The following is a 13053-nucleotide window of genomic DNA, read 5'->3' on the forward strand; positions in this document are numbered from 1 at the left end:
CTTCTATTCTATTTCTGCACTGATAAGTGGAATTCCCTGCGCTTGTTGGTAATCTCCTTATCAATGGTCTTCAAATTTAAGTACAGGGTTTCTCTGGGGTTGGCACCTTCTGCTACTACATTGTTAAAGGAATATAGTACCATTCTTGTCAGCATATAATTACCGGGGACTGCCGGTATTCCTACGGTGGATTGCATCTGTGACAATATTTGGGTAAGCTCTGCATTACTCCAGGGCAGCCTCTTAATAACTTCCGGATCGGCAGCCGGATAACGGGCAGAAGTTCCCATGACGGATTCTACGGTATTAGCATACTGCAGTTGTGTTTCTGTATTATTCCACCATTTTACAAACTTCCAGGCGGCCTCTTTTTTCTTAGATGTATTCAGGATTGCACTGTTTACCGTTTCAATCACATAGGAGTCGTTCACAGCCCCATCTTCCCCTTTTACTCCCGGTAGAGTGGTAAAGGACCAAAGACCTTTGATTTCAGGAGCAAATACCTCTAACTGGCAGTAGGTGGTGTACTTAATCACACCAATTGGCATTTCTCCGGTACGGAATCTGGTGGAGAAATCCACATTGGGATTAAATCCGTAATTGGTAAAGAAATCCGTATAAGTCTTAAAAGCTTCCATTGCCGCATCCGTTCCAAGATTGCCGGCTATTCCATAATCATTACCGGTGCCTTTATACAAATTACCGCCGAACTGATAGACCAGGGAAGGATAAAAATTCGGTGCCCCCTGGGCATTCGGAAGGAAAAATTCATAGTTATTTTTCTTTAAAACCGGTAGGATTGCTTTTACATCCTCCCAGGTTTTTGGCGTTTCTGCTCCTATAGCCTTTAGAATATCATCTCTCGTAAACAGCATCATAAAATCCGCCTGTTCCGGTATACCGTATACGCTGCCAAGATAAGAAGCAGCATCCAGCTCACTCTTATAATATTTGCCGGTGGCTTCCGAAAACCCGTCCAGCTTTGATAAATCCACCACCGCACCGCGCATGGCAAAATCCAGCAGGGTTGCCTGGTTAAGCCCGATAACTGCATCGGGACTGTTACCGGCAAGAGCCGCCCTTAATACCACATCCACAGGAATTAACTGCAGGTCGATATTAATATTATTTTCCGGTGTAAATTTCTCATCAATAAGGTTCTGAATAATCTGCGCCTGCTCCCTGCCGATGCTCTGCACATTAGCTGCCGTTCCGGCGTTGACCATCCAAACTTTTATGGTATCGCCCCCTGCTGTATCCTCTTTCTCACTTACCTGGCTTATCTTAGCAAAGAAAGTGGAGAAGAAACGGATTGTTCCGTAATAAGCACTTTCCATAAAGCTGCTCTTCGCTCTCGGCAAGTCCCCGCCCGGTGACGACAGGATAAAGCTGTCAAGCTCCAGAGGCATCTCGGAGATGTTGACCAGCCAGGTTGCCAGAGCTGAAATATTCTCCTTCAGCTGCGCTACTTCTTCCACTACGCTTTCAGGATTTTTGGCAAGTCCCTTCGCTTCTACTGCCATTTTCTCAAGAAGACTGGTGTTTTCCCCTTTTTCTCCGGTGATTGCAACCAGGTTATCAACTATCTGATACAGCCTTGCTTCTTCCTCTGTCATAGTCTGCTGAAAATCCGGGATTTTCTTCGCAATCTGATAATCAATGAACTTATCCGGTGTCTGTCCGGTTATCTGTGTCACTTTCAGATACATCTGGTTCAACCGGTACATACTTTCTTCCACATCGTTAATAATGCCTCCGAAATCCCCCATTACACATTCCAGACTGATGGTGTTGGTTCCTGCCTTCAGATAAAAGAGATAGGGTGTTCCATCAGACCCTGTTATCGTATAATTTGACATACTGCTGCTGTAATCGAAATTAACGGCATCCATTTCCGAATAAGGAACCGTTCCGTTTATGTACAATCTTCTAACCGAGGTTACACCCCTCTTCAGATTCTGTCTGCCCTTAAAAGTCAATTCATAAAGTCCTTCTTTTGGAACGGTAATATCCCAGGATATCGCATTACCCGGCTGTTTCCAGTTGTTTGCTCCAATGGTGTTGTATTTAATCTTATACGGGTGATACGGATATAGCAGAGAATCTGAGTAATTCTTCTGAATATTAATAGAAGATGAATTTTTTTCAATATAGGAAGTGCCGCCTTCTGCACGTTCTGCCTGGCAAATAATGTTTTTACCGTCATATACCGGATACTTTTCTTTTAATTGGTTAATAACCTCTGCGTAAGCTGCCGGCTTTTCTGCTTTTTGAAAGATAATTGACGTAAATTCAACGGGCTCTTTAATAGCTTCAAAAGTTAAGGTATTGGTACCCTTTTTTAAATAAAATACGTAAGGCTCTCCTGTTCTTCTTTCGGAATCTTCCACATAAATCTTTGTTTCCTTATAGATTTCTTTTGTATTTGGTCTTATTTCATTTCCGTTTTTGCTCTTAATTTCACCATCGGTCCAAAAACGTTTAAACACCACCTGTTCCAGACCGTCATAACATATTTCGCCGTTAAGAAGAAGTCTTCTTTGAATATCCGAGGTGGTTCCTGTACGAGGAATATACCCTATCTGAAGATTGTAAAAACCTTCTGTCTGAACCTCAAAGGTCCAGGTTATAGAACCACTGTCACCTGTTGCCAGACCTTTGTCCGTCTTTTCTGCTGTCATGCCGCCTGTTGTCTTAAAAGAATTCAGATTTACTTGCAGACTGGTATCCAGAATCGTTCCGTTATAACCATTCTGGTCGAGATATTCCTTATAGGACGTGTCATAAACAGCGGCATTTGAGGCTGGAACTGCATACATTCCCTTAGAATGATCCTTATTTAAAATCAAGGCAGTAACCGCAATAATTACGAATAATACGGTTATTAGAAGTATTATTAAGGACTTCTTCGATTTCATACTGATACCCGTGCCTTTCCAGATAAATTTATATTTAAGCTACCTTAAGGTAACTAATAGAAGTAATTCATTTCCGTATAAATTGGTTGCTGCAATCCGTCTCATTTCATCCTGCAATCCTTGCAGTCCTATACTGACGTTTTGCAGCAACCGGAAATTAACTTCAAACTTTTTTACTGTTAAGCCACCCTTTTACTCCGCTTCCGCTACTGTTACAGACAGGGTCACATTACTGCTGTTACCGGCAAAATCTGTGGCTGTAATAACCACATCATAATCTCCGGGTGTGGACGTATCAAGACCAGAGATATCCGCTGTAATATTAGCAGAGATATCAAGACCGTCCGTATCAACGGCACTTGCAATGAAATCACCTTTCCAGGCGATTTTGGATGCATCCTCATCCAGCTTAATCTTGCGGTAATCCTTTACCTGTGTGATAACAGGCGCCTTCTTATTCTCCGGATCATAAACCGTAACCGCAGAACTTAAGTTAGCTTCGTTCTTAGATTTATCCGCCATCTTAACCTTCAGACCATCTCCATAACTTCCCACCTTGGAGAAATCGGCAGCCGAATAGTCATAAGTTGCAGCAGTTGCATCAAGAACACCGTCAATAGCATCCTCAATGGATAAATAATCTGAGAAGGCAATCTTCTTCGGGTCCGTTCCCGCAGGGAATACCAGAGGCTTTGCCACAGTAATAACCGGTGCAATATTATCCCTTATCTCATCACTGGCAAGAATACTTTCCATATTGGCGGCCTTTTCCGTAAACAGATTCTTATTGGCAGCAATGGATACATCATAGGATGCATAACCGTCAACACCATAAAGGGATTTGCCGAAGATATCATCCCAGACAACACGGAAACCAAGAAGATCAGAATAATCATTGGGAACCGTCTGTTTGGATATATACTGGAAGGTCTTTAAGAGATCATCCCCGTAAGTTTCATTAAAGATATCCAATCCAAATCCTGTAGCCTGGGTTGTAGCTGCACTGTCTTTATATGCAGCGATGCTGTCAACACCGCCAAGAGTCTTATAATAAGTACTGTAGTAAACCTTAAGGAATTCAAGGGCAAGTTTGGTTGTGTCAGCATCAACACCCTTTAAGATACCGATACTGTCACCTACTGTTAAAACCTGCTTATAATTGGGGTCATCCGAAGCCATATCATCGGGTCTGGGCCAGGGAACCATACCAATAGATTCTCCTCTGTCAGCCGCTGAGGAAGCCACACCTGCAATAGTCCAGTCGGCACAGTCAGTAAATACGGTAGCACCTGCTCCAAAGTCACCGGAGCCCTGTAACCATTTAGGGGTATAACCATCATCGTAAAGACCGCACTCTGATAATAAACCTCCATCCATTAATTCCTTAATATAAGAAGTTGCTTTTAAGGCCTCTTTGGAATCAGCCTTTAATCCATCAGAACCATAGATTTCTCCGCCGTCAGCAAAAATAGCGGAAAGTCCTGCGAAACGGTGATCTGTTTCATAAGCTTTTACCTTATCATACTGTGTACCATCAGGAGCTTTGGTATTAGCATAAAAGGTCTGGATTTTAGAAAGGTAATCCTTGAAGGCACTCCATGTCCATTTGCCATCCAGGAACAAATCAGTAGGATATATAGTCTTGCCATCAGCATCCTTTAAGGAGTCTACCTTTTCAATCATTGAAGCATTGTAGATCAAAGGCCATCTGGGGATAAAAGCCTGCTTGGATGTCAGGAAGTAATTATGTCCATATAACTTGTCATATAGCATCCAGGAATATTCAGGGTCAGAGAACAAATCTGCATAGTCATCAAGAGGCTGTAGAATATTCTGGGATAAAATTGTATTTTCTGAACCACCCCACAGTATAGCAATATCGCAAACCGGATTACCCGCAAGTACACTGGTAATTAATTCACTTCGAGTATCTGTTGCATACTGAACGAATTCTACATCCACATTCAACTGCTCTTTTGCTGCCTTCAATGCAGCTAAAGATGCCTGTCTGGATGTTTCATCCATTGTGTATTCCCCGGTAGTTGGGTCCTTATAGTTAGGATCCAGACCTGCTTGCCAGTGTGTTCCCCAACGAAGAACTTTTGATTCTCCCTCAGGTGTTGCAGTATCAGCCTTTGTAGGCTCGTTCGTGATTGCTGCCTCTGTAGGCTTCATGGTTTCTTCCGAACCTTTTTTAGAGCAGCCCGTCATTCCCGCTGCCAGCATTGAAAAGATAATTACAACTGCTGCTGACCTTTTCAGTACTTTCTTAATCATAAACCTTCCTCCTTTTTAATGTGTAATCGGTTACACATTATTACAAAATTCGCCTTTGGCAATTTACCCAATAAGATATAATGTGTAATCGATTGCATATGACTATTATATTATATAGATTTATACTTGTCAATTATACCCTTAAATTTATTTGCATAATATTTCTATAAAACTAATCTTATTTATAGCGTTTATAGAGTAATTGCACATTACATTGCATTCTATTTGTTGCTATTGTGGCGTAAAAAGGCTGTTCATTTACGCATATAAACTTGCGAAAAACAAACAGCCCTTTAAAAGGTTATACTCTATTTCAGGTTCTTTCTATTAAGTCAAGTAATTTTAATTGTGCTTTTTCATCATATAGTATTACAAGGTATTCATTACCGTTTCCACTGGTGCGATTTTCCGTTATAATTCCAGCTTCCTGCCCCTTCTCTGTAGGATATGTTTCCGGCCTCCCTAATTTGGGATTATAACGCTCCAAAAGATAACCTTCTTTCTTTAATATAGCTGTAACATGGACACCGGCCAGCCTTTTCATAATACTTTCATCCCGGATATCATTTAACTTATCTACGAACTGAGAGATTGTAATCTTTTCTTCTGTTTTATAAGCCTCCCGCATTTCTTTTGTCAATGAAAAATCATCTTTTAGCTTTTTGCTTCGGACTATCTTCTCCGGTTTTGGCTCGGCCTCAGCCGGTTCATATGCCAGGACTTCCTTACTTCCTTTGGTAAAATCCAGTATAGCTTTTAGAAATTTCTCTCCATACTTTAAAAATTTGTTCTCTCCCACACCGGTTACCGTCAGCATTTCATCCTTCGTGAAGGGAAGCTTTACACACATATCGGTAAGTGTCCTATCAGAAAAAATAATATATGGAGGCATACCCTCTTCCCTGGCAATATCTGTCCGTACCTGCCGAAGCATTTCAAAAAGGTCAAGCCCTCTGGATGTTAAAATCTCGGACTTACGTAATCTTCCTCCTTTCCCGGAGGCATTAGATCCTGCTTTTCCGTCTTCCCTATCTTCTGTGTTTGTCTTTGAAGTTTTAAGAATGACTGCTGCTTCTCCCTCTATCACCTTTAAGGCAGTACGGTTAAGCTTCACAACTGCATATTTATCACTAGTAACAAACAAATATTCGTCTAATATCAATTTATTTACTATCTGTTTTAGAAAACCTTCCTGATAAGAAGCCAGTTTTCCGTACATGCTCTGATTAACCATATTCGTAGCAGTCAGTTTTGCTGTCCTTCTTCCAAGCAATGCAGCAATAATAAGATTTATACCATACCGCTGACCACTTTCCCTGATGCATTGTAAAATAACCATACTTTGCTTCGTTACATCTGTTTCTTCGTACTCATTTAAGCAGTTGCAGCAATTACCACAGGAGCTGTTACCGTATTGTCCGAAATAATTTAAGATATATTCTCTCAAACAATCCTTTGTAAAGCAGTAATAGGTCATTTTTTTGAGCCGTTCCATATCCCGTTCTAGAATAATCTCACGGTCCGCAAAATCCTGTTCTTCACCGGCATTGCCCTTCTCTATCAAGAATTTATTTACTTCCACATCCCTGCCGCTGTACAGCAGAATGCATTCTGATGGCTCACCATCCCGTCCTGCTCTACCCGCCTCCTGGTAATAGCTTTCTATATTCTTTGGCATATTATAGTGGATAACATAGCGCACATTGGATTTATCGATTCCCATACCAAAAGCATTCGTAGCCACCATTACAAGGTTTCTGTCATAGATGAAATTCTCCTGATTCCGGCTTCTGTCTGTATCAGACATACCGGCATGATATTTGGCTGCTGCTACTCCCTCTTTCAATAAAAGTTCCCATAATTCTTCTACGTTATTTCTTGTATTACAGTAGATAATTCCGCATTTCCCCGGATGCTCCGCTATATAATGCAGAATCTCCTTCTCTTTATCCTTTGGTGTTCGAACCTCATAATAAAGATTCTCTCTATCAAATCCAGTTACCACTACTTCCGGTGACTGAAGCTTTAGGATACAGCTGATATCCTCCATAACTTCCTTTGTTGCTGTTGCTGTAAAAGCCCCGATAACAGGCCTCTTCGGAAGCTGCTCAATAAACCTTACAATCTTTAGGTAACTCGGTCTAAAATCCTGCCCCCATTGTGAAATACAGTGAGCTTCATCCACTGCTACCATAGAAATCCTGGTATTTAGAGCAAAATAAAGAAACTCTTCTGTTTCAAGCCGCTCAGGTGCAACATATATCAATTGATACTTTCCCTGCCTTGCATATTCAAGAGCCAGGCTAACCTGCCTTGCCGAAAGAGAACTGTTGATAAAAGCTGCATGAATACCAACTTCATTCAAAGCGGCTACTTGATCTTTCATAAGAGATATTAACGGCGATATTACCAGAGTTACCCCTTCCATAATGATACCGGGAATTTGATAGACCAGTGATTTACCGGCTCCTGTCGGCATAATACCAAGAGCGTCTCTGCCGCCCAATATACTATGTATCAGAGTTTCCTGCCCATTTCGAAAATTCTCATAGCCAAAATACTTTTTAAGCACCTCCAAAGCCAAATTTCTTTTGTTATTTTGAATCATGTACTCCCCCTAGTTCTTTCGTTCTTTAAACGTTTATACTACAAGATGACCGCACTTTTCTGCCACTGAGATACGCGCTGTTATCCCGGAATGAAATCCTAAATAATCACTTTCCATACCATCACTGAAAATTACACCATTCTCAGGCATCTGTGATGTAATTGTTAAAGGCATTTTCTCTGATACACTTCCAAAAACTATTTCTGCTCCGGTACTTTTGCTCTCATAAGGTTCCCTGACTGTAAAATAAAGACAGTTCATATCCCAACTGGTTTGAACACCCCGTATTTCATCGATCCCGGAAGTATTTGGCATGTTTGACCTTACTATTCCTGCCGCTCCTTTTAGAATGCTCTTCAGCCATCCGGTTGACCCAAGACCTGTGGAGATAATAATACCGCTGGAGGATTGGTTTTCCTCTTTTTTTCCGTAGGTAATATGATATCTCGAGGAGACATGGGTCTTTTGCCCGATAAAAAGGTCATTCACCCCATATATCACCTGTCCGTCATTTAATTCTGCTTTTGCCATGGTAACCTTTTGAATCTGACTATTTCCCTTGATACATTCTGCCACTACTTCTGCTGCTTGGGAAGGCCGAAAGGGCAAAAGAACTCCATCCCATCTTACAGGGTCCGGATTGACACCGATAAGTAACTGATTATCCAGGTACTTCATGGTATTGGCCACCAGCCCATCCTGACCTACCACCACAACAATATCTGTAGGATCAAAGATGAAATTCGGAACAAATTCCCGATCCAGCACCTGCACTCTTCCAAGCCGTTCCAGTTCCAGATTTACATGCATCAGCGCTTCTTCATACTTTTTATCCTCTTGCAGATAATCTGAAAAATCACTTCCCATATGCTCGATATAGAATCTCGCTTGTTCTACTGTATTAAAACGGTAAATCAGTTCTTTTAATCTGGACTTTCTTTTAATGATAATGATTTTTCTATCATATAAACGCCCGCTCATACAAACCACACCCCTTCTGTTACCTGCTCACTATGAATGTACCGGCATTATACTGATACCAATATAACCTTAAGTGGTATTTAGCTAATAGTAGATTACCATTCTTTCATCAGCTTTCTTTCATTAATTCCCTTAATAAGTCCGGGGAAATGTTAAGCTGTCCAATCTGTCCGGCCTTTTCTGCCAGTTCCTGAAATGCAATGGCAATAAGCTTACTTGGCTGCATATCAATATTTGCAAGAGATTGAATTACCTCCGGTTTCATTCCTTCCAGTACCTTCATAACAGCTGCCAGCTCATAAGCTTTACCATCGGCTTCAGCCTTCTTATTTTCCACAGTAAGATTAATAAATTCCTTCCTTTTTTCCTCCAGGGCAGTCTCGAAGTCCATCTGCTCTTCCTTTTGAAGATTCTTCTTTTGCTGTACAACACGGTCAGCTTCCAACTGTGTCTCTTTTACCAGACGCTTTTTATTTTCAACAGCAATTTCCGTATTAAATTCATTTTCTTTTACGCGACGTTCCTGGTCAATAGCAGCATTACGTCTTTCGTATATAGCTTCATCAGCACTTCTTAATATTTCTTCTCTGGTCTGGGCTTCCAAGGCTCTTGCCGTTTCCCGGTTCGGCAGGACAGAGAGGATAAGAACACCCAGAATATCAATTCCAAGGAATGAGATTTCAGCATTTTCCGCAATTTCTGATTTGATGCTTTTAGCAAGCAGCTGACTTGACTTAATAGCTTCTTTTAAAGCCATTTCTTCAATGGATTTCTTCGTCAGTACTCTGACAATATTAATGATACGTTGAGGTAATTTCTTTGGGTCTTCGGATGAATAGCCATTTCCCTTCATATCCAGGGTATAATTAAGAACCTCGGCTATTTTTTTATAATCCGCTATTCGGTAGGTAATCTGCCCTTGAATTGTTACTGTTTGAAAATCCGCTGTTACTTCTTCAAAGATAAACGGAACCTCATTACTTTCCATCGGAATGGCAACAATTGAAGTTTGTGGAACATAATAGTAGAAAGACAAACCTGCTCCCTCTCTAACAACCTTTCCATTCCTATATTTCAAAACATACTGACTCGGTTGAAACTTTACATAGCGAAAACCAAACATAATTATCCTCCCGTCTTAGCTGAATATGTTTATTCTTTCTTTTCTATAACCACCAGACAAGTACTGTCCGGAAGCCTTACAGGCTTTCTTCTTTCATCAAAAAATTCAATTTTTTGGGATAAAGCTAAGGTATACCCTTCCTGGAGAAAATGCTCCAATACAATAATTTCAGCTTTCTCCCCCAGAACCTTACTGATAAATCGGCGAAATCCTTCCGGCGTAAAATACCCGAACTGTTCATTCACTTCATGTACATAGGACTTCTCTCCCCAGGTATAGGTATATAAGAATTCCATGGCATCATTTACCGGAAGTATTACTTCATTCTGTCCAACCATATCATATTGGATTTCCCGTCCCTTAAAGTCCGAGGTATATCTTTTCAGGAACTCCATCCCATCATGGGATAAGAACCGAATAATTCGTTTTTCTTCCTTCTCTTCTGTCATAATACCATCCCGGATTATGATTCTCCCGCCGGGTTTTAATACATCAAAGGCACTTTGGAAAGCTGCTGCCAAGGTATTATAATTAAATTTACTGCCTTCGAATTCGATATAGGAAAAGAGTTCATGCAAAATGGAACAAAAGATAATGGTGTCAATACTGTTTTCCGGCAGATAAGAGCTTAAGTTTAAGGCATCTCCATACATAACTTCCCATTGTTTATTCTCTATCTGTTTCTTTCGCTTCAGATTATCCAAAACATTCTGTGCAATATCAATACCGGTAACCCTCTTCTCCGGTGCATTTTCTTCAATAAGATCCATAAGAGCACCACCGCCGGGGCCAATGTCAATTACTTTCTCCCCTTTTATGTAATCCAGAATGATTTTTTTATAATCAATACTCTGATTCATAGTTTTTAGATAAGTTTCTTCCTCATAGAATCTATCATATTTGTCTTTCCTTAACTGAAACAGGTCAAACAGTAGAACAATCGCACTTTCATATAGTACATCTGCTTTTTCTGCTTCCACACAAAAATCTATCAGTTTTTCGCCGGCAGGTGAATATGCGAAGTGAAAGAAAAGCGTACTGCGGGGTTCGCCAAATAAACTAATATGCTGAGATACATGAAGACTGGTTCCGAATGTGCCTCCTAAAATATCTTCAAATGACATAGCAGAAAGATAACTCTCAATAATGCGCTTTTTATAAATATTAATTCGTTTACGTCCTTCGTGCTGGTAATAAATATCTTTCATAAGAGGTTCAAAACTGATATGTCTTACTGCTTCTGTTTCTGCAATCTGGTTTCCGATTATCAAAAATATCTTTATGAATTCTTCAAAGGAAAAATCATAAAGAGCACTTTCTACAAACCATAGTTCTTTTTGGTATAAAAGTTCTTCCAGTTTTTCTTTTATATTATTCTTTATAACTAATTTTTCATATAATGCCTCAAAATCTTCCCCATGCTCAATGGAACTCTTCCTAAGACGTCTTAACCTTTCTCTTAAATCATAGTCCTTTAGCAGGTCATTATTTACTATATATGAAATCACCGATTTCAACTCCGGTTGTATCTTCTCCCACAAATTAGCATCAACCCCTGAAACAATGCAGTAGTTGAGAAGTTCCAAAGTAGCAGCAAGCTTTTCTTTGGTTAAAGTTCCTTCTCTGATAAGTTCTGTCAGCGCTACGTTTCCAGACAGCGATACTTCTCCTCTGATATACTGCCCAATTAATCCGTGAGTACTGATCAACACAGTTACAATATGCTTTCGCTCATTTGAGGTAATTACGTTTTTTTGGTATATATCCGCTGAGCCTATATTGTGAACATATAAGTTGATTCCTGACTCAAGCCACTTTTTTCTTTGATAATCCGTTCCGCCCTTGGCAACCTCTGACCATATTAGCGTCTCTTCCACCAGAGAGATGATATCTGATGGGATATTTTCTTTCATTCCCTTTTGCTCCAGAACCCGAAGGGTTCGTTCCACATAATCCAGTAAATAACTGCTTTTTTTCTCTTCCATGGAATGAAGCCGTTCCATATTGATATTTTCCTGTGATGTTACTGACAGGTACATAAGCCATTTTTCTTCTTTTAAGACCTGTTTGTTCCCTTTTCTAAATCGCTCAATACATTCCAGTGAGTATAGATTTCTACTGTCTTTCATCATCTGCTCCTTTTCTAAATAAATATGCATATACCCGTAGCTTTCTAATTAACTATATTGTTTTCAGAATGGACTCGATATAACTTTGACGGCCTGTGGCCGGCATCTGTCCTGTATTGCTCTGTTTCTTCTACCATAGCAGTAATCTTTCTTCTGAAATTGGCTTTTAAAAGTTCCTTATCAAGGATAGTTTCATAGACCTGCTGCAGCTCCGTAAGAGTAAATAGTTCCGGCATAAGGTGAAAAACAATATCCGTATACATAATCTTACTGCGAAGTCTTTCCAGTGCATAGGCGATTATCTTACCATGGTCAAAGGCAATACCCTCTGACTTGGTAATCCTTCGCTCTGTTATACTCATTCCCCGCATTAAGTTATTTGATATCTCGAACTCAGCCGTTAGGTTTTCCTTATTACTGGTAAGAGATAATTTCAACTTTTGCACCAGTATTGTACCATTCTCTGTATCTCTTCTTTCCTCATCTATCTGCTTCAATTTCACATCAAACCATGCTGCATCCGAAGCATCATCCATTCCTCTGGGTGACAGGTAACGGCTATCTGTTAAAGCCATATAAGATGTACTTATAACCCTAGTTCTTGGATCTCTCCCGGTGTCCCCCCAGGTGTATAGCTGTTCCATATAGATACCTGTTAAACCGGTCTCTTCGGCTAATTCACGCCTGGCTGCTTCCTCAAGATCTTCCTCCATCTTAACAAAACCGCCTGGAAGCGCCCATTTTCCTAAGTAAGGATGCTCGCCTCTCTTAATCAGGAGAATACTTAATTTTTTCTCTGTGAGCTTTCTGTAATTTTGTTCTTCCCTCTCTCTTACTGTAAAGATTAACATATCAACCGTAACAGACGGTCTGTCATACTTTGCCGGGTTATAGCCCTTTAAAAATTCAGCTTCCGTCAACCCATTCTTATCTTTTATATCGAATTGTATCCGGTTCTCCTTTTCCATCTTTCTTGACCTCACTGAAGATTTTCATTTTACTTGAAACTTGTATATT

General features: G+C 40.3%; 7 protein-coding genes. All 7 read right to left on the reverse strand.

Translation table 11 applies throughout. The annotated features are described in order from the left end of the window. Positions 1-8 precede the first annotated feature (8 nt). Positions 9-2918 (reverse strand): extracellular solute-binding protein, encoded by a 2910-nt coding sequence (locus bsdcttw_RS14585; protein ID WP_185255581.1) that lies wholly within the window; start codon positions 2916-2918, stop codon positions 9-11. Positions 2919-3110: 192 nt separating this feature from the next. Next, positions 3111-5195 (reverse strand): hypothetical protein, encoded by a 2085-nt coding sequence (locus bsdcttw_RS14590; RefSeq protein ID WP_185255582.1) that lies wholly within the window; start codon positions 5193-5195, stop codon positions 3111-3113. Between the two features lie 313 nt (positions 5196-5508). Then, positions 5509-7803: a DNA helicase RecQ gene (gene recQ / locus bsdcttw_RS14595; RefSeq protein WP_185255583.1), complete on the reverse strand. Its 2295-nt coding sequence runs from the start codon at positions 7801-7803 to the stop codon at positions 5509-5511. A gap of 33 nt (positions 7804-7836) precedes the next feature. After that, positions 7837-8784 carry a diacylglycerol kinase catalytic domain-containing protein gene (locus bsdcttw_RS14600; RefSeq protein ID WP_185255584.1) on the reverse strand — a complete coding sequence of 316 codons (948 nt, stop codon included), beginning with the start codon at positions 8782-8784 and terminating at the stop codon, positions 7837-7839. 109 nt (positions 8785-8893) lie between these two features. After that, positions 8894-9907 (reverse strand): SPFH domain-containing protein, encoded by a 1014-nt coding sequence (locus tag bsdcttw_RS14605; protein ID WP_185255585.1) that lies wholly within the window; start codon positions 9905-9907, stop codon positions 8894-8896. Positions 9908-9936: 29 nt separating this feature from the next. Beyond that, entirely contained in the window at positions 9937-12036 is a 2100-nt protein-coding gene (locus bsdcttw_RS14610; protein ID WP_185255586.1) for a class I SAM-dependent methyltransferase, read from the reverse strand. Between the two features lie 44 nt (positions 12037-12080). Next, a complete protein-coding gene (locus bsdcttw_RS14615; RefSeq protein WP_185255587.1) occupies positions 12081-13004 on the reverse strand; it encodes an NUDIX hydrolase in 924 nt (307 codons plus the stop codon). Between the last annotated feature and the right edge of the window lie 49 nt (positions 13005-13053).

Source organism: Anaerocolumna chitinilytica (genome assembly GCF_014218355.1).
Taxonomy (GTDB): domain Bacteria; phylum Bacillota; class Clostridia; order Lachnospirales; family Lachnospiraceae; genus Anaerocolumna; species Anaerocolumna chitinilytica.